This window comes from Alteromonas confluentis, assembly GCF_001757105.1.
GTDB lineage: Bacteria > Pseudomonadota > Gammaproteobacteria > Enterobacterales > Alteromonadaceae > Alteromonas > Alteromonas confluentis.
Window position 1 is genome coordinate 33,242 of the sequence record NZ_MDHN01000021.1, and the last position, 19,862, is coordinate 53,103.

The 19,862-nt window shown below is 46.5% G+C and carries 14 protein-coding genes; 5 read left to right on the forward strand and 9 right to left on the reverse strand.

Going from position 1 to position 19,862, the window contains the following annotated elements; translation table 11 throughout:
• The first annotated feature begins 30 nt into the window (after positions 1 to 30).
• Positions 31 to 1,353: an MFS transporter gene (locus tag BFC18_RS09050; RefSeq protein ID WP_070125235.1), complete on the forward strand. Its 1,323-nt coding sequence runs from the start codon at positions 31 to 33 to the stop codon at positions 1,351 to 1,353.
• Between the two features lie 74 nt (positions 1,354 to 1,427).
• Here BFC18_RS09050 and ahpF read toward each other — a convergent pair whose 3' ends face one another.
• Together ahpF and ahpC are read right to left on the reverse strand one after the other, a co-directional pair.
• The gene (gene ahpF / locus BFC18_RS09055) at positions 1,428 to 3,008 is read right to left on the reverse strand and encodes an alkyl hydroperoxide reductase subunit F (RefSeq protein WP_070125236.1); all 1,581 of its coding nucleotides are present in this window, start codon (positions 3,006 to 3,008) and stop codon (positions 1,428 to 1,430) included.
• 76 nt (positions 3,009 to 3,084) lie between these two features.
• Complete coding sequence (gene ahpC, locus BFC18_RS09060; RefSeq protein WP_425388372.1) at positions 3,085 to 3,642, reverse strand: alkyl hydroperoxide reductase subunit C; 558 nt, start codon at positions 3,640 to 3,642, stop codon at positions 3,085 to 3,087.
• 290 nt (positions 3,643 to 3,932) lie between these two features.
• Between ahpC and BFC18_RS09065 the strand changes: the two genes are divergently transcribed.
• Entirely contained in the window at positions 3,933 to 5,294 is a 1,362-nt protein-coding gene (locus BFC18_RS09065; protein WP_245680364.1) for a DUF2252 family protein, read from the forward strand.
• Between the two features lie 23 nt (positions 5,295 to 5,317).
• Here the strand turns inward: BFC18_RS09065 and BFC18_RS09070 are convergent, their stop codons facing one another.
• Together BFC18_RS09070 and BFC18_RS09075 are read right to left on the reverse strand one after the other, a co-directional pair.
• On the reverse strand, positions 5,318 to 6,994 hold the full coding sequence (locus tag BFC18_RS09070; protein WP_070125239.1) for a response regulator: 1,677 nt from the start codon (positions 6,992 to 6,994) through the stop codon (positions 5,318 to 5,320).
• Between the two features lie 138 nt (positions 6,995 to 7,132).
• Positions 7,133 to 8,080 (reverse strand): diguanylate cyclase, encoded by a 948-nt coding sequence (locus BFC18_RS09075; RefSeq protein WP_070125240.1) that lies wholly within the window; start codon positions 8,078 to 8,080, stop codon positions 7,133 to 7,135.
• 132 nt (positions 8,081 to 8,212) lie between these two features.
• Between BFC18_RS09075 and BFC18_RS09080 the strand changes: the two genes are divergently transcribed.
• Positions 8,213 to 11,914 (forward strand): PAS domain S-box protein, encoded by a 3,702-nt coding sequence (locus BFC18_RS09080; protein WP_483757030.1) that lies wholly within the window; start codon positions 8,213 to 8,215, stop codon positions 11,912 to 11,914.
• On the opposite strand, the gene BFC18_RS09085 is transcribed toward BFC18_RS09080, so the two are convergent.
• Positions 11,895 to 12,554: a 2OG-Fe(II) oxygenase gene (locus BFC18_RS09085; protein WP_070125242.1), complete on the reverse strand. Its 660-nt coding sequence runs from the start codon at positions 12,552 to 12,554 to the stop codon at positions 11,895 to 11,897. The genes BFC18_RS09080 and BFC18_RS09085 overlap by 20 nt on opposite strands.
• 173 nt (positions 12,555 to 12,727) lie before the next feature.
• Between BFC18_RS09085 and BFC18_RS09090 the strand changes: the two genes are divergently transcribed.
• Both BFC18_RS09090 and BFC18_RS09095 read left to right on the forward strand, forming a co-directional pair.
• On the forward strand, positions 12,728 to 14,281 hold the full coding sequence (locus tag BFC18_RS09090) for a bifunctional GNAT family N-acetyltransferase/carbon-nitrogen hydrolase family protein (protein ID WP_070125422.1): 1,554 nt from the start codon (positions 12,728 to 12,730) through the stop codon (positions 14,279 to 14,281).
• A gap of 162 nt (positions 14,282 to 14,443) precedes the next feature.
• On the forward strand, positions 14,444 to 15,259 hold the full coding sequence (locus tag BFC18_RS09095) for a hypothetical protein (protein ID WP_070125243.1): 816 nt from the start codon (positions 14,444 to 14,446) through the stop codon (positions 15,257 to 15,259).
• A 136-nt stretch (positions 15,260 to 15,395) separates the two neighbouring features.
• Here BFC18_RS09095 and rpsO read toward each other — a convergent pair whose 3' ends face one another.
• The 4 genes from rpsO to infB form a co-directional block, all read right to left on the reverse strand.
• Positions 15,396 to 15,665 (reverse strand): 30S ribosomal protein S15, encoded by a 270-nt coding sequence (gene rpsO, locus BFC18_RS09100; RefSeq protein WP_070125244.1) that lies wholly within the window; start codon positions 15,663 to 15,665, stop codon positions 15,396 to 15,398.
• Between the two features lie 103 nt (positions 15,666 to 15,768).
• Complete coding sequence (gene truB, locus BFC18_RS09105; RefSeq protein WP_070125245.1) at positions 15,769 to 16,749, reverse strand: tRNA pseudouridine(55) synthase TruB; 981 nt, start codon at positions 16,747 to 16,749, stop codon at positions 15,769 to 15,771.
• Positions 16,749 to 17,147: a 30S ribosome-binding factor RbfA gene (rbfA, locus tag BFC18_RS09110; RefSeq protein WP_070125246.1), complete on the reverse strand. Its 399-nt coding sequence runs from the start codon at positions 17,145 to 17,147 to the stop codon at positions 16,749 to 16,751. The genes truB and rbfA overlap by 1 nt, the downstream gene beginning before the upstream one ends.
• A gap of 83 nt (positions 17,148 to 17,230) precedes the next feature.
• Positions 17,231 to 19,846 carry a translation initiation factor IF-2 gene (infB, locus tag BFC18_RS09115; RefSeq protein WP_070125247.1) on the reverse strand — a complete coding sequence of 872 codons (2,616 nt, stop codon included), beginning with the start codon at positions 19,844 to 19,846 and terminating at the stop codon, positions 17,231 to 17,233.
• Positions 19,847 to 19,862: the final 16 nt, after the last annotated feature.

Consider the following 19,862-nt stretch of genomic DNA (forward strand, 5'->3'; position numbering starts at 1 on the left):
TTACGTTCACTGAATAGAAAAGAGAGAATAATGAATTCAGCAAAGCCTACACGGGTTCGATATCAGATCCTGTTAATGATTTTTCTGGTCACCACGATCAACTATGCCGACAGAGCTACACTGTCTATAGCCGGCTCTAGTATTCAAGATGATCTGGGAATTAACGCCGTAAGCCTGGGCTATATTTTCTCCGCATTTGGTTGGGCTTATGTGATAGGTCAGATCCCAGGTGGCTGGCTACTCGATAAATTTGGCTCAAAGAAAGTGTATGCGGCCAGTATTTTCACCTGGTCCTTATTTACCCTACTGCAATCCTTCGTGGGTTATTTCAGCTTTATCAATGTTGTTGTTTTGCTGTTCATTCTGCGCGCCATGGTGGGTATTGCCGAAGCGCCCTCTTTTCCGGGCAATGCCAGAATTGTTTCAGCCTGGTTTCCGACTGCCGAGCGAGGCACGGCATCGGCGGTGTTTAACTCTGCGCAATATTTTGCCACCGTGCTGTTTGCCCCGTTGATGGGTTGGATAACCTACACCGCCGGTTGGCAATATGTATTTTTTGTGATGGGTGCATGTGGCATTGTTTTTTCAGCAATTTGGCTGAAGGTCATTTACAGCCCAAGAAACCACCCCAACATTAATGCTGCCGAGCTCGATTACATTGGCAATAACGGGGGCCTTATTAATATGGATTCCCCAAATGTTGAAAAAACCAAACCCACATTTTCTCACGTACGATATTTGCTCAGTAGCAGAATGCTGCTTGGCGTTTATTTTGGCCAATACTGCATTAATGCTATTACTTATTTTTTCCTCACTTGGTTTCCGGTCTATCTGGTACAAGAACACAATATGACCATTCTTAAAGCGGGCATTGTGGCTTCATTACCGGCTATTTGCGGATTCATCGGCGGTATTTTGGGTGGTGTGATTTCCGATACTTTCTTACGTAAGGGCTACTCTTTAAGCGTTGCCAGAAAAACCCCTATCGTAGTGGGTTTGTTACTTTCCACCAGTATTCTGGTTTGTAACTACATCGATACTCAATGGATGGTAATCGCCTTTATGGCATTAGCATTCTTTGGTAAAGGATTAGGCGCCCTCGGCTGGGCGGTCGTGTCTGATACATCGCCGAAACAAATCGCCGGTTTGTCTGGTGGGCTGTTCAACACCTTCGGTAATGTTGCATCTATCACCACGCCCATCATTATTGGCTACATTGTCACCGCGACCGGTTCATTTGAGTGGGCGCTGGTATACGTAGCGGCAAATGCGGCGCTGGCGGTGTTCTCGTATTTGTTCATTGTTGGCAAAATAGAGCGCGTCGAGTTGCCGGCAACGGCGACGAACCCGTGATGTTCACACATCAATTTGTATACAAAAACGGCACCCGATGGGTGCCGTTTGCTATTTCGTTTTACACTAAATGGTTATGCCGTCTTTTCAGACTCTGGCACTTCGTGCTGTAACAGATATTCAAAGGCAGACAGCGATGCTTTCGCCCCCTCACCCATTGAAATCACAATCTGTTTGTACGGTACTGTCGTTACGTCACCGGCAGCGAAAATACCTTTTTCAGATGTCACGCACTTGTTATCAACGATGATTTCACCATGCTTGGTCATATCGACCACGCCTTGCATGAACTGGCTGTTTGGCACTAAACCGATTTGTACAAACACACCTGCGAGTGGCAACGTTGTAACTTCTTCGGTTTCACGGTTCTTGTACTCAATACCCGTTACTTTACCGTTTTCAGCAACAATTTGGTTAGTTGCCACGTTGCGCAGAATCGTCACGTTGTCGCGTTTCTCTGCCTGTTTAACCAGTACTTCATCAGCCTTTAGCGTCGGCATAAATTCAAATACCGTCACCGATTTCACGATACCCGCCAGGTCAAGTGCAGCCTCAATTCCCGAGTTACCACCACCGATTACCGCTACATCTTTGCCTTTAAAGAAAGGACCGTCGCAATGCGGGCAATATGCCACACCATTACCTACGTTTTCTTTCTCGCCTGGAACGCCGAGTTCTCTCCAACGTGCACCGGTGGCAACGATGATGGTACGAGTGCGAATTTCTTCACCCGACGACAGGGCAACTACCTTGATATCGCCGCGCTCGATGTTTTCGACTTTCACGTGCTCTTTAAGCGTGATTTCGTAATCCTTCATGTGTGTCAGAAGGTTACCCACAAGCTCAGGGCCAGTAGTTTTGGAAACAGAAATTAAGTTCTCAATGCCCATCGTATCTTTAACCTGACCACCAAAACGGTCAGCAACGATAGTCACTTTTAAGCCTTTACGTGCGCTGTAAATCGCGGCACTTACGCCAGCCGGACCGCCACCAATAACGGTAACGTCTTGCAATGGCATACTCTTACCCTTATTCGCCTCTTTCAGGCTAGGGTCACGCTCTAATAGCTTGTCGATTAATGTAGACGCGTCTACTTTACCGTTAGCAAACAACTCGCCATTCAGGTACACACTAGGTACACCTTGAATATCACGTTCTTCAATCAACTTCGGATATACACCACCATCAATCATTTCTGACGTGATGTTAGGATTCAGCAACGCAAACTGGTTGAGCGCCTGAACCACGTCCGGACAGTTGTGACAACTCAAGCTAATGAACACTTCAAAGTGCAAGGGTTCATTTACACCCTTCACAATGTTTTGAACATTTTCATCGACTTTTAATGCAGTCCCAGATGAGTGAAGCAGTGCCAGGATAAGCGAGTTGAACTCATGACCACCTGGAACACCAGAGAAACGGATCCCCGTATCTTCACCATCAGCTTCAATCAGGAAGCTTACTGGACTACGAAGAACGCCGTCGGTGTCTCGTCCTTCTAATGTAATTTTATCGCTAACACTTGCTACGCCAGACAGAAATTCAACCAGTTCGTTACGCTTGCTGTGCTCGCCAGTTTGGACAACGAATGTTACATCTTTCTGCATTGACGCGGTGTAGCCTTTCAATGCTTGCAAAATTTCTTTAGTTAACACGGTATATCTGCCTTTTGTATCAGTGTTAAGAAGGTGCAGGCAGTGGCCTGCACCCAATCAGGAACGCTAAGTAAGCTTAGATTTTGCCTACCAGGTCCAGTGAAGGTGCTAATGTTGCTTCACCTTCTTTCCATTTAGCTGGGCAAACTTCACCTGGGTGAGAAGCTACGTATTGCGCCGCTTTAACTTTACGTACTACGTCATCTGCTTCACGGCCAATGCCTTCTGCAGTGATTTCCATCGCTTGAACGATACCGTCTGGGTCGATTACGAACGTACCACGGTCAGCCAGACCCATGTTTTCACGCATACAATCGAAGTTACGCGTGATTTCACCAGTAGGGTCGCCAATCATTGCAAACTTGATTTTGCCGATGGTGTCTGAAGATGCGTGCCATGCTGCGTGAGTAAAGTGAGTATCAGTAGATACTGAGAATACTTCTACACCACGTGCTTGCAGCTCTTCGTATTTGTCAGCCATGTCGCCAAGTTCAGTAGGACATACAAAAGTGAAGTCAGCTGGGTAAAAGATAAATACCGCCCACTTTCCTTTGATGTCTTCGCTGCTTACTTCTACAAATTCACCATCTTTAAATGCGTTTGCTTTAAAAGGTTTGATAGCAGTGTTAATAATTGCCATTGTTAATCTCCATTAATGTAGTTTATTTTGTGTCTTTCGCGCCGGTTAAACCGGCTGACAAAGTGACACGGTATTTACGTAATAATTTAGAACTTGGTTTGCCCTGTGTTGAGTAACAAACCCTGTTCTGTTGACTTGAGACAAGATTAAACTCACTGAGTTTAAAAAGATAATTAGTAATGTTGAACGGCCTAATCAGTTTTTGCGATTATCAAGCCAATGTTTGAGCGAAAAAACTCAATGGTCGATTCTGACAAACTCAAATAATAAGTTCAAGTGACGTTATGATGACAGAAAATAGCTTTACCGGACTGAGTCCGCGACACCAATTTGTCGATACACACATTCTTCGAATCGATGGGCGATCTCCCGATCCTTTGCTTATCAAGCACGCTAAAATGGCACAGTCGCCTTTTACGTTCTATCGTGGAAGTGCCCAGCTTTTTTACGCCGACTGGAAGGCTGGAAATGTACAAGTTGACGCTGCCCTGCTCTCCTTGCCGTTAACGTGCGTGGTAGGCGACTGTCACATGAGTAACTTTGGCTTTATGACCGAAGAAGGCTCTCATGGCGATATTATTATTTTTTCTCCCAATGATTTTGACGATGCCTGCGTAGGTCACGCCGGATGGGATATTGTTCGCTTTCTTGTGTCACTTGAGCTTGCCAGAGAACATTGTGAAGGCGTCCGCAGCGGTAAATATGAATCGGCTAAGCAGGCTACGAATAAAGCCGTTATCGATAGTGAACACGTTGAGCTCGCCATGGACGCATTCCTCGATGGCTACCTCACAGTATGCGAACGGGTTGCTGACGACCCCACGGCACTCTATGATGCCGTAGAAGACATCATGCCCGGCACCCGTTTGCATAAGTTTTACAATAAGGCTTGCGCCAGAGCCGCAGGCGGTGAGGAATTTTTAACGAAAAGTGCGCTGGCAAAGGCCGTACAAATGCGGGATGACGGTTTGGCGTTTCGCAAAAATAGTGACAAATTCACCCCATTAGCTCCGCATTATTATACTGCGGTTAAACAAGCCTTTGCCCCGTATATGGATGACGATGTCATTGATATTGTTCAGCGCAATCATGCTGGTACCGGTTCGAACAATCTCGATCGCTTTTATTTTCTCGTCGGCCCAGCCAAGCCCCATAATGAAGCCACCTTTTCCCGTTGCCATATTGTCGAAGTAAAGCAGCAGCGGGAAGCAGCACCCCTGTTTTATTATCCAGACTTATCACCGGTAAACCGATTAAACCCCGCCCATTTAACCGCGCGCTGTCAGCGTAAAATGAAGCGACGGCCAGATCTCTTACTCGATGAAGCAGAATGGTCGGATAAACACTGGCTTATTCGTTCAAGACACCACGCGAGAGTGGGTATAAATCCAGAAGATATCTGTATGGGTAACCGTAGTATTGACGGGGGATTTGTCGATTTTGCACAAGTTTGCGGAGAAGCGCTGGCATTTGCACATTGTCGCGGTGACCGCCGCTCTGTGGAATTTGAATTGGCGGCATTATCGGTATTGGAAACAACCCGGGATGCGCTGCGCAGGATCAGTTTGGAGTATGCAGAACAAGTGAAGTCAGACCATGCCGATTGGGTAGCTTACTTTCGAGGACAACGCTCAGCAACATGCTGAGCGATTGTTGAAAGCCGGAGTAGTTAACTCAACAGGTTCTCTGAAACCGTCATTTTCTCCTGGATTTGCGCGGCGATATTCATCTGCGCAACGTACTCATCTCGCTTCGCCGCTTGGGCAGGCCCCAGGTAATCGTCACTCAGTAACACTGCCGCTTTCACCGCGGTTTCGATTTGCGCGTCGTTAAGCGGTTCTTTCTTATTAAGCTGTACCATGATTTTCAACAAACTGAGCGCAATCTGCTTGTTGTCGGGAGAAAGCGTCAGCGCTTGTTTAAGATTTTGATAAGCCGGGCCAAAACGGTTTTCTTTGTAGTTCACCGCCGCCATTTCTTTCAGTTCGCGGGTAGTAAAGTTGATTTCTTTTCTCTCAATAGATTCCTGTTTGAGATATTCATCAACCACCTGACTGGTAAAGGTATCACCTGCAATCTGACGATGTAATTTCTCTAACATCGATAAGCAATGTTCGCGCATGCCGAGCTCATGAAACGCTTTCATTTTGTCGAGGTTGTCCTCCATCGATAATCCGTCGGTATCCGGACGCTTCGTCTTCATGATGGCTTCAGCTGACTTTTTGTCATTTTTCAAGCACAGCAGTCTTGCTTGTAACACTGCGCGTTGATCGGCGAGTTCTTTGTCTAGCCCTTGTTGACGCTCGAATTCAATAAGGTCGGTTTCAACTTTTTTAACTAACTTCTCCGCTTCAGCCCCATTAGCCGATGTCGCCACATCGACCGTCGTTCGCAGTACATTGAGTGTCAGCTCGGGAGAATCATGGATAGAATTTTTTGCATATTTCGCCATATTTTGAACGGCGAGCAGTTGCCCTAACTTGTCATGATTCAACCTTGCCAGGTCCCAAACCCGTTTATTTCGCTCAATATTCCTGGGAGCTAGCTTACTTGCCTCGCGCATTTGCTCATACGCTTTATCAAACTGTTCTTTCTCGATGTAATATTGCGCCAGCAAGTCGTAGGTCATAAAACGGGTATCATCCCGCGCCAGTAAGTCTTCCAGCAAACTTTCGGCTTCTTCCATCTTATGTTGCCGTAGCAGCGCCCGAGCAAGACCAATGTGTATCCAGGCATGATCGTACTGTTTCAACAGGTCGTGAAAATAAGCCTCTGCTTTGTTGTAGTCTCGCAGTGCAAGGTAACTTTCACCAATAATGCGTTTCAACCGTGGATGAAATTCACTCACGGTTTTATCCGTTAGTTGGCGCTCTGCATAATAAATTGCCGAGGAGTAGTCGTGATTTTGTAGACAGCAGAGTAGCTTATGTAACTTTCTACGAATATTGAGTAGATATTGAAATCGCTGAGTGACGCGCTTTTTATCTAGCGGTTTAACCCAAAAATCGTCCGGTTGTAGCTCAACAATACAATTGACCAGTGCCTGGCTCGTTTCTGCACTAAGAAACACAACCGTCGTTTTATCAGTAATATGCTGATAATGCTTGAGTTCTTCAAACAGATGGAAGCCGTCTTTATCGCTGCTGACATTGAATGCGATCATGACGATGTCGTACACGTTTTCATCACACAACCGAATGGCATGAAAAGCATTAAATGCACTGTCGACGCGAAGAATGCCCGCATCTTTCAGCGCATTACTTACCACATCATGGACTAACCCCTGATTATCAATAATAAGTGCTTTTAAATCATCAACAGGCGTGACGGGGGGAAACTTTTCCAATGTTCTGTCCAATTTTACTGCAATCTGAGGAATAGCAGACGCAATCGTTGAACTTAATCCATCGGTGCGTCTTGAGTATCACTTACAATAAACGGATACCCGGTATCTGGCAATCCCTGGTATTCAGGGTAAGCGCGGCTAACTGATCTTCTTAACCATAGGAAAATTAAGAGGGGTGAATTCAACTCTGTTGCGACCCATGGATTTCGCTCGATAAAGGGCTTCATCCGCTTTATCGACCAACTCCCTACCCTCAACGCGATTTCTCAGCGCGCTTCTTAAATCCATCACAGACACGCCAATACTGACTGTAAGATAAGGATGGCTACTAGCACTGACGTGTTCTATTTGCAGGTCGCGAAATTTCGAAATAATGCTTTCACCTAATGACATGGCGCCCACACGGTCTGTTTCACCGAGAATAATGGCAAACTCTTCACCACCAAGTCGACAGCATAAGTCGGTACCCCGTCTGGCACTATTTTTCAAAACATTGGCCACGGTTACCAAGCAGTCATCGCCTTTTCCATGACCATAGGTATCGTTGTAGGCTTTAAAATCATCGATATCAATCATTATCAAGGCGAGTTCGCTTTGACTTCGCTGACAGCGCTCAATTTCGTGGGTAAGGCTCTCGTCAAATTTGCGTCGGTTAGATAACCCGGTCAGTGAATCCGTTGCGGCCAGAGATTCTAATTGCAGGTTTTGTAAATACAGTCGGATATGGGCTTTTACCCGGGCCCGTAATAGGGGCACCTCTATGGGTTTGGTGATGTAATCGACGGCGCCGATTTCGAATCCTCTGGCTTGATCACTCACTTCCGCCAGACCCGTAACAAAAACGACGGGGATTTTACGTGTTTGCTCATCAGACTTTAATTTGCGGCACAACGCAAAGCCGTTAATTTGGGGCATCAGCACGTCCAGCAAGATCAATTGCGGCTCAGTGCATTTGGCTTGCTCCAATCCCTCTTCAGCATTGGTAGCAATAATAACTTCGTAGTCTGGCGCTAATGCTTCCGCGATAAGTCTGATAGTCGCAACGTCGTCATCGACAATTAAAATCCGCGAGCGTGGTGTAGACATTTTTTGAAATCCTGTTTCATTTATTCAACAACAATTAGCAGTTCAACAAAAACCTTTCTATTATGAGACACATGGCAAACAAAAATTAATTTTATGTCTTCATCCCTGGAAAACTTGCTCAGAACCGATTACATGCCTCATGGCGTTTGTTATCAGTGGATCCCGGAAGTCCTTTGGTTAAACGTTCTAGCTGACTTACTTATTGCCACTTCCTATTTTTCGATTCCCCTAGCACTTTACTACTTCGTTAGGCGAAGAACCGATCTTAAATTCAAAGGCTTGTTTCTGCTTTTTTCCCTATTTATCGCCCTCTGCGGCATTACACACTTTGTCAGCATATTTATCATTTGGAACGGAGCTTATGGGCTCCATGGCATGCTAAAACTCCTTACGGCAATCGTTTCATGCTTTACTGCTTATAAGGTTTATAGTTCTATTCCGGCCGCTCTGCAATTACCTACCGTCGATCAGTTGAAAAAAAGTGTTGAAGAAGCGAATCAAACCAAGATTAAACTGCTCCAACAGGAAAATAAAAACCGACAAGAACGAGTATTACGCGACAGCACAGACAGTGCACATGTCGGTATTTTGGTGATCACCGGCGACGGCATCATCTCAGTTGCCAACAAAGCTGTTTGCCAGATATTTGGTTATGAAAAATCAGAATTGGAAAATCAGCACGTCAACCTGCTTGTTTCACCAGAATTTAAAGCGATTCACACATCGCTTATGGCGCAGTTCATCAACAGTGATGAAACAACCCGTGATATGGCCAGAAACCGCATTGTAAATGGGGTAACTAAAAGTGGAAAGTCGGTCCCTCTGGAAATACGTTTAACCCGAGCACAACATGATCCCGAGATAATTTACGTTTCGCTTTTGGATATCAGTGAACGTATTCAGCACCAGGAAGCATTAGCCAGCAGCGTCGCTACAACGGAAAATCTGCTCGCCCACATTCCGCTTGGCGTGTGTATTTATCAACAAAACGGTGATGCGTTTCACCTGGTGCATCAAAACCCGGTGGCAGACACACTGCTTTCGGCACATGCGGATGACCCTTTCCTGGCCGACACGCAACTAAAAGAGAAGATGACACTTTTTTGCGCAGAAAGTAGCCAAACGTTAAAAATGCCCTTCACAACGTCGGGAATATCTCACAGCGAATTTCAACTTTATTTGTTCTATGTCTCTGCTGGCAAGCTGGCCATCATGTTTGAAGATATTACCGAGCAAAAACAGTTTGAAGACAGCTTGATTGAGCGCGAAAACATTATTCATAGAGCAATCAATGCGTCTATTGCTGGCGTTTATATTTTTGATATTGCAACCAGAAAGAACCGTTTTGTTAATGACCGTTTTGAAACGATTACTGGCTACAACCTGAACGATATTAATAATCTGGATACCGGCATCAATTCAATTATTCATCAGGATGACCAGTTAAAGGTAATCAATCATTTTTCTCACCTGATGAAAGGAGAAGATGGAAACAGCGCATTCACGCTTTTCTATCGTGTCCGCCATGCGAACGGCCATTGGCTTTGGCTAATGGCGCAGGATCTAGTTTTCGAGCGTGACAATAAAGGCAAGCCAACCCAACTCATAGGCTCTTTTCTAGATATTACCCCGCAAAAAAGGATGCAGGAGAACCTGGTTTCTCTGAAAGACAAAGCGGAGAACGCTAACCATTCCAAGAGTGAGTTTCTGGCAAACATGAGTCATGAAATTCGCACGCCAATGAATGCAGTCATCGCATTAACGGATATGGTGTTAAAAATGGAAATGGGCAACAAGCAGCGTGAATATTTGAAGAAAGTGCAGTCTTCGTCACGCTCATTGCTGCAAATTCTGAACGATATCCTCGACTATTCGAAACTCGAAGCGGGTAAATTTGAAATCGTTAATGAGCCTTTCGACCTTTATAAAATGCTCTCAAATTGCATTCATTTATTTTCAACTACGGCCAACCAGAAAGGCCTGAAAACTGAATGCCATATTGATAGTGAGGTACCACGCTTCGTTGTAGGCGACGCCCCACGTATAGCACAAATACTGAATAACTTATTAGGTAATGCAATCAAGTTTACTGAAAAAGGCACCGTTTCGCTGACGGTCTCCAGCCAACAAAGTACTATTTCTGGCACGCACAAAGTGGCTTTCACTGTCGCTGATACTGGTATTGGTATTGAAGAAGCTAAATTGGATTCATTGTTTCAATCTTTTTCTCAGGCAGATGGTTCCATCGGCCGCCGTTTCGGTGGCACAGGCTTGGGCCTTGCCATATCGCAGCACTTGTCAAAGCTATTAAATGGCTCGATAACCGTTGATAGCGTTGTGGATCAAGGAAGCCAATTTAATCTCGTATTGCCCCTCACTACAGATAAAACACTTAAATCCCCTGTCGATGGCAAATTGGATGATCAAGATATTTTATTGATAGGCAGTATGTCGCCCGAAATCGAACTGATGATGCAATTTTTTGAATCTATGCGAGCCACAGTGACATTGGATAATAACCTGCATCGCCTCGAGCCCAGTGGGGTTGAAACCTGGGATATCGTGATTGTCGACACCACCATACTCACCGACGCCGATAAAACCCGCCTGGTAGAAACACTACTCACCCACTCCACTGCTAACATCAGGTGCGGCATCATATTTTTGAGTACAGAGGGCTATTACCACCAAAACGCCAGTGAGATTATACTTAACACGGCTTCTGCCTGGCTGCTAACGCCATTTTTCTTATCTGATCTTGAGGCTTCCGTCATTAGCCTGCAAGAAAGACAACAAACGTTAAATTCTACCCATACCAAATCGACCACGCCCATTTTCAACAACGCGTCGGTGTTAGTTGTTGAAGATCACCCGACAAATCAATTCGTTGCCATTGAGTTACTCAGTGCAGTCGGCCTGGATGTGAAGGTGGCCGAAGATGGTTACGAAGCCATCACCGTGTTTCAAAAACACCCATTCGATCTTGTGCTGATGGACTTACAGATGCCGAATATGGATGGCTTTACCGCGGCAGAAAAAATTCGCCAATTGGCTGTAGGTAAGACGGTACCAATTTATGCCATGTCCGCCGCCGTTATGGATGCAGACAGAGAAAAAGTGACGGCTGTTGGCATGGACGGACATATCGCTAAACCCGTTGTGCGTGAAGATTTATATGCCTTGCTCGAACGCGTACTGGGTAAGAAAAGATCGCCTTTACCCATTCAAAAACCACATGATGAAGAGCAAGCCGCCGATGATGAAGCGCTTCTTCGTGGGCTGGCAACAACACTTATTGGTTTCGACCTTGATGTCGCAATCGGACGATTGGGCAACGACGTACATACCTACCTAGGTTTGCTCAAAAACTTTCATCTGCATTTTAGTGATTTTGAACGTGAAATTTCTGCTCCCGACGACACAGAAACCCTAGCTCGCCGCCTGCACACAATGAAAGGCATGTCGATGTCGATAGGAGCCGTTCGCTTAGAAACATTGGTAAAAGAGGCTGAACACTTACTAGTTGCCGGCAATTTACCTTCAACCCGGGAACTGGAGGACGAGTTTAGTCTGGTCTATCGCCATATTGGAAAGGCCTTAAAAACCTGCGAGCGCCATTTGAAAACGGAGCCGGTGCAGCAAAACGTAAGCTTGCCTGATCTGGTTGAAAAAATTGATAGCCACCAGTACCTGCGACTCAGTGATATCGAACCCTATCGAGGCTTGCTGGAAGCCATTTATGGACAAGAAAACAGCACCCTCATAATTAATGCGGTGATGAATCTCGACTATAAAACAGCCACCAAATTGATGGCTATTGAGGGGGATCTATAATATCGCCAATAGTACCGTTTACCCGAAACCAGCCGGCAATCGAATTTCTACAACGGCTGGCGGGCAACACTTCGTGGGGAAATTCCTCACTTAGAAACACAACCACAGTGCCAAACCGCGGTAGCACTTTAATGCCGGTGGTGTCATTCTCATTCATGTACATCACCAATTGGCCGCCATCGGTTTCCTGCCAGTCACGGTTAAGGTACGTGACCAATGAAAGTACGCGGTTTGCCTGGCCCTTAAATGCATCAAAATGCCGCTTGTAGAATGCGCCCTCCTGATACATCGCGAAATGGCTTTCAAAAGAGTACAAGCCTAGTAGCAATCTTCGATTCAAAAACGTTTTCATCTCGCTGGTCCAGTGCAACCAGTCAGCCCCGGCTTTGCTGGTACCGTCAATCCAGCAAATTTCGTCTCGACGCACAAAATCATTTTCCTGAAAATCGTCTTTACGACCAATGCCAGCCTGCTGAAACTGCTTCTCTGTCATGGCCCGATTATATTCCCACAGGCCATTGGCAAGGCTTTCAGGTAAGGCATATTCCTGAACACTGAATCCTTGCTGATAAATGTCGTCTGCGATGCGAGCAAACAAGCTCGTGTCGGTGGGAAGATGGCTTGCTAAAAGTGCACTCATTGATGAATTGTTGGTGTGAAAAAACTGGCCGCTTTATACGCCCAAACCGCCATCTGCGCAATCACTATTCGCATCATTTTTGACCGTCGTCGACAGGTCGCTGGAAAGGATCTTTTCTTTCTGTCATTGTGTATACACTGTCAGAAGTAAAACCCCGTTATATAGGCACATTAATGAGTCACGACCCAAATCATATTGAAGAAACAGAACACCACCTTGAACTACGCAACTTAACCCTCGACGACTACAACGACGTTAAAGAGTTGATGGATAAGGTTTATGCGAATGTAGGTGGCGCCTGGCCGTTTAAAAACTACAAGGCGCAAGTTACCACCTTCCCTGACGGACAGATTTGTATCGAGGATAAAGGTAAGGTAGTGGCTTTTGCTATTTCTGTTATCGTCGATTACGACCAGTTTGATGACAAACACACCTACGATGAAATTACCGGTGATGCCTATCTGACAACCCACGATCCAAATGGTGATGTTCTTTACGGTGTTGAAGTGATTGTTTGCCCTGAGTACCGCGGTTTGCGCCTTGGACGACGCCTGTATGAAGCGCGGAAAGAACTGTGCAGAAATCTCAATCTGCAGTCCATTATGGCCGGCGGCCGGATACCTAACTACGGCAAGCATAGTCATGAAATGACCCCGTACGAATATATCGAAGCGGTAAAGTCTAAAGACATTTATGACCCTATTCTCACCTTCCAGTTGTCTAATGGCTTCGAAGTAAAACAGATCCTCAAAGCGTACTTACCCGAGGATGAAGCGTCTCGCGGCTACGCCACCCTTTTACAGTGGCACAACATTTACTACGAACCTGGCAATCCGCGCTTGTTCGGCGGCAAGAAATCCAGTGCCCGTATCGGCTGTATTCAATGGCAGATGCGTTATTTTGAAAATGTTGAAGAACTGCTGCAACAAGTAGAATACTTCGTTGATGCCCTATCCGACTACGGCTGTGATGTGGCGTTGTTCCCTGAATTTTTCAACGCACCGCTCATGGGATTGAGTGAATCTCAGGAATCAATCGATGCTATCTGGCACCTTGCCAGCTATACCGATGAAATTCTTAATGCCATTTCGAACCTGGCGTTGAGCTACAACATTACCATCATTGCGGGTTCTATGCCGGTAGTAGAAGATGAAGAACTGTATAACGTGAGCTACATGTGTCGTCGCGACGGTACTATCGACAGCCAATACAAAATCCACCCGACACCTCATGAGAAAAAAGATTGGATCATGAAAGGAGGTAACGACCTCAATGTGTTCGATACTGACTTCGGCAAAATCGGTATTTTGATTTGTTACGATGTGGAATTCCCGGAACTGGCCCGTTTGCAATCTGAACAAGAAATGCAAATTTTGTTTGTGCCGTTCTGGACCGATACCAAAAATGGCTACCTGCGTGTGCGTCGATGCGCACAAGCCCGCGCCATTGAGAACGAATGCTACGTGGCCATTGCCGGTAGTGTGGGAAATCTTCCGAAAGTGGATAACGTTGATATCCAATATGGGCAAACTGCGGTGTTCTCACCGTCAGATTTTTCGTTCCCACACGATGCCATTGTGTCTGAGACCACGCCAAATACAGAAATGACCCTGATTGTCGATCTTGACCTCGATAAGCTTACCAAACTGCAAAATGAAGGTTCGGTACGAAACTATCTGGATCGACGCAGAGATTTGTATCGGGTACAGTGGCTCGGAGATAAATAACCCCTGTTAACAACAAAAAGAGCGGAAAAGACAATGTCTGGCCCGCTCTATGCAGTTGTTTATTGTTATTTGAGCCAGAGAATGGTATTGGTATGAGGTAAAGAGTACCATTCTTTGAATAAGTACCTGAGTCCTGTAGTTTAGTTATCTAAAAGAGTAAGTATGTCCAACGATTCCAGAAACGATGATTTCCCGACTATCCGATTAGACGAGGAAGATCGTCGCGACTACCAGCATAAAAAACAGCCTTCCAGCCATACTATTAAAGCGCCAACGAGCGATTCAACGAGTACTTCAGGCAAATCTACGTCAGCGCCAGCGAAGACGAGCGGTGGCAATAACGGTTTATGGATTGCCCTGGTCGCTGTCGTTGCACTAGCAGGTATCGGTGGTTGTTATTATTTATTCCAACAACTTCAACTACAAAAAGAAGTCGCTGCCGATGCTGAATCGCGTATTGCACAACTTGAGCGTAAGTTATCTGCGACAGGCGAAGAAATGGGTGAATCAACCGTTGCGCTGCAGGTAAAAGTAAGTGAGCTTACCGATAAATCTGAAGAGTTGTGGGATCAAATGGACAAACTTTGGGCGTCAGCCTGGCGTCGTAATCAGAAGGAAATTACTGATTTGGGCGACAAACTCAACGCCACTGAAAACAGCCTAAAGAAATCAATTACCACGGTGACTGAAGATGTCACCGCCGATCAGACCAAACTTGCGTCGCTGAACAATCAATTGAGCGGCATTGCAGATGAAATTCTTGCACTGAATTTGCAGCTTGAACAAGCCACCAGTGATAAATCATCTCAACAGCAAACAGTGAAAAATCTGACCGAAAAAATCTCCGTGTTGGAAAATCGTAACGCCAGCTTGGCCAGCCGATTAACCAGTATGGAAAATGAAATTCGCGATATTGCGACCAAGGTGGTGGTGAGCCAACCAGGTGCCACAACACCAAATGTGCCTCAGGGTCAGTAGAAACCGTAATATTGCAAGGCTTATCAGGCAACCTTCGGGTTGCCTTTTTATTCTTTGCTGCATGATAAATGTTGCTAGCCAATCAGCAGACACAAAAAAAGCGCCCTGAGGCGCTTTTTTCGTTTGAAACTTTGTCTTAGCGACGCAGGCCCAAACGCTTGATCAGATCAAGATAACGTTCTGCGTTCTTACCTTTCAGGTAGTCAAGCAGTTTACGACGCTGGCTAACCATGCGCAGCAGACCACGACGTGAGTGGTGATCTTTCTTATGACCAGAGAAGTGACCTTGCAGTTTGTTGATGTTGTGAGTCAACAGAGCTACTTGTACTTCAGGTGAACCAGTATCACCTTCTTTAACGCCATAATCAGCAACGATTTGTGCAGTTTCTTCTTTAGTTAGTGACATAATATTCTCCTGATTGGATTAAATTTCGCCGATCACTAATTCAGCGAAATTATGAGAGCGCGTATTATAACGATGGCGCTATAATTCGCAAGTAAATTCCGACTCAGACCGCCTCGTAGACCACACGGCGTCGGGGAGACACAAAAACCTCACCGGCGTTAGCTCTGGGCTGATCTTTAGGCGCTAATACCCCTTCACCGACGCCTAAGAACAGGTTTCCGTCGGCATTTTCCACGTAAACGCGATATTGCACACCAGCCTCTAACGCACTTTCCGTTTTACCGCATACACTTTGACCATGCTCGAACCGTTGATACTGCTCGTTATCCAGATAAATAGCTGGTAGCGACAATACCGCTGTATCCATTGGCAATAGCAGGCAGTCCAGCTTATCAAATTTGCCTTCTTCCAGGCTTTCCTGAATGGCGATGACGTCATCAAGGCTAACCATTCTGTCGGTGGGATAATCGGCGACTTCGGTGCGATGCAAGCGCGTTACGTAACCACCACACGCAAGCTGCTGACCAATATCATCAACCAGTGAACGGATATACGTCCCTTTGGAGCAGCGTACACGCATATCCACTTCTGGCAACGCCATACGGGTAATTTCCAGCTCAAAGATGGTGATATCACGGGCTTCACGCTCTACGGTTATTCCCTGACGAGCATAGTGATACAGCGGCTTACCCTGATGCTTCAATGCAGAGAACATAGAAGGGATTTGCTTGCTTTGACCAAGAAAACTCAGACAGGCATCGCGTACCTGCTGTTCAGACACATTCACAGGCTTCTCTTCCACCACTTCGCCATCGGCATCAGAGGTAGTCGTTCGCACACCAAGCTGCATGGTCACTTCATAGGTTTTATCGGCATCCAGCAGGAACTGGGAAAACTTGGTGGCTTCGCCCAGACAAATGGGCAACATACCGCTGGCAAGAGGATCTAATGCGCCTGTGTGGCCGGCTTTCGCCGCTTTGTAACACCAGCGCACCTTTTGCAAGATCTGATTAGATGAACCGCCCAATGGCTTATTCAACAGCAATACGCCATTGATACTGCGGCCTTTACGACGTCTGCCCATTAATCCTGCTCTTCATCCCGCTGTTTATTTTTCGCTTCATCTTTAGCAATGGTTTCAGAAACCAGATTAGAGATACGAATACCTTCGGTTAGCGATTCATCGCGGAAGAAATGCAGATGCGGCACGCTGCGCATACGCAGGCGTTTGGCCAGCAGCGAACGGACAAAGCCCTTCTGTTCTTCCAGCTGTTTGGTGTGCGCTTTCGCCTCATCTTCTTCAGCACCATAAATGGAAATAAAGATTTTTGCGTGCGCCAGATCGCGGGATACTTCAACATCTGCCACAGTAATCATTGGCATGTCGCCCACGCGATGCTTATATTCATTCTGCAGAATGCTGGCAACTTCTTTGTGAACCTGTTGCGCCACTCTGTCTGTACGAGAAAATTCCCGTGCCATATTCGACTCCTCATGCCTGAAAATACGATACGGACAAAAACGGGGGCTGCTGCCCCCGCTTTAATCAATATGCCTTAACAGGACTAAATTTGACGGGCAACCTCGATGACTTCGAAGACCTCGATTTGGTCGCCAACTTTCACGTCATTATAGTTCTTAACGCCGATACCACATTCCATGCCGTTACGAACTTCTTGTACGTCGTCTTTAAAGCGACGCAGTGATTCAAGTTCACCTTCATAAATAACAACGTTATCACGAAGTACACGGATTGGGTTGCTGCGCTTCACGTTACCTTCGGTAACCATACAACCAGCGATCGCGCCCAGTTTCGGTGACTTAAACACGTCACGAACTTCAGCCAGACCAATGATTTCTTGACGGAATTCAGGGGCAAGCATACCGCTCATTGCCGCTTTCACTTCGTCGATCAGGTTATAGATAACGCTGTAGTAACGCAGGTCAATTTCTTCACCTTCAATCACGCGGCGTGCAGTTGCATCGGCACGTACGTTGAAGCCAAGAATAATCGCGCCTGACGCTGCCGCCAGGGTAGCGTCAGTTTCAGTGATACCACCTACACCACTACCCACAATGTTTACTTTTACTTCAGCAGTTGACAGTTTCAGCAGTGATTCAGAAATCGCTTCAACAGAACCTTGTACGTCTGCTTTCAGAACAATGTTCAGTTCGCTAACGTCACCGGCTTCCATGTTTGCAAACATGTTTTCCAGTTTCGCTTTCTGCTGACGGGCCAGTTTCAGTTCACGTTTCTTCTGATGACGCTTACCAGCAACTTCACGGGCTTTACGCTCGTCTTGTACCACTACGGCATCTTCACCGGCTACCGGTACACCTGACAGACCCAGAACCTCTACAGGTGTAGAAGGACCAGCCACTTTCAGCTCGATACCGTTTTCGTCACGCATGGCACGAACACGACCGTATTCTTCACCACACAGCAGAATGTCACCAGACTTAACTTCACCTTCCTGAACCAGTACAGAAGCAATCGGACCACGACCTTTATCCAGACGGGATTCGATAACCAGACCACGTCCTGGGCCATTTGGCACCGCTTTCAGGTCAAGTACTTCAGCCTGCAGGCTGATGGCTTCCAGCAGGTCGTCAACGCCCATACCGGTTTTCGCCGATACGTTAACGAACTGGTGCTCACCACCCCACTCTTCTGAAATAACTTCCAGTTGAGACAGTTCCGTTTTAACACGGTCTGGATCAGCGGCTTCTTTATCCATTTTGTTTACAGCAACAATCAGAGGTACGCCTGCCGCTTTCGCGTGCTGTACCGCTTCTTTTGTTTGCGGCATAACGCCATCGTCTGCTGCAACCACCAGGATAACGATATCTGTTGCGGTAGCACCACGAGCACGCATTGCGGTAAACGCGGCGTGTCCAGGCGTATCCAGGAAACAAATCTCACCGTTATCGGTTTCGACTTTATAAGCACCAATGTGCTGGGTAATACCTCCGGCTTCACCCGCGGCCACTTTGGCACGACGAATGTAATCAAGCAGTGAGGTTTTACCGTGGTCAACGTGACCCATGATGGTGACAACTGGTGCACGGGTGATTTTCTCACCGTGGCTCGATTCTGCCATCAATTCATCTTCAAGGGCATTATCGTTAACCAACTCATACTTGTGACCCATTTCTTCAATCACAAGTGTGGCTGTGTCTTGATCAAGAACCTGGTTGATGGTGGCCATTTCGCCCATCTTCATCATGGCTTTGATAACTTCGTTAGATTTAACTGCCAGACGGTTTGCCAGTTCACCAACGGTGATAGTGGCGCCCAGTTTAACAACTCGCTCTACAGGCTGTGCTGGTTTATTGAAACCTTGCTTCAAATGCTCTCCCGCGTTTCTCTTGGACTTCTTGCGACGTCGCGAAGAACGCTCTACCTGCATATCTTCTTCGTCTTCAGCTTCCTGTGCATAACGGTTAGAGTGCATGTGAACTTCGGCAGCTTCATCGCGCTTACGACGTTCTTCCTCTTCCTTCCAGCGACGCTCGTTTTCTTCAGCCAGCTTACGCGCTTCTTCAGCGGCACGCTTGGCTTCTTCTTCAAGCTTCTTCTTAGCTTCTTCTTCCTGCTGTTTACGCAGACGCTCTTCTTCTTTACGGGCTTCGTCCTGAGCCGCCCTTTCTTCCGGCGTCAGTTCAGGTTCGTCCTGTGCAGATTCTTTGCGCGCTTTCTCTTCAGCAGCCTTACGAGCACGCTCTTCTTCCGCTTTTTTCTTCGCTTCAGCTTCTACACGTGCTTTTTCTTCAGCAACCTTGCGGGCCGCTTCTGCTGCAGCTTCTTCAGCCGCTTTCTGTTCTGCTTCCAGACGAGCACGTTCAGCTTCTAAACGTGCCTCTTCTTCCGCGGCTTTCTGCTCGTCAACTTCACTACGTTTCACGTAGGTGCGCTTTTTACGCACTTCAACTTTTACAGATTTAGATTTACCAACACTCAGAGTGCTCGTGGTTTTACGCTGCAATGTCATGCGCGTTGGCTCACCCGCTGCTGCATTACCGTGCTGCTTACTCAGGTGATCAAGAAGCTGACGCTTCTCGTCTTCTGTTACTGAGTCGTTTACAGCTTTAGTGATACCGGCATCTTTAAACTGGGTTACCAGTCGGTCAACGGTTGTTCCAATGTCGCTGGCGAGCTTTTCAATAGATACTTCTGCCATCTTTGTATTTTTCCCC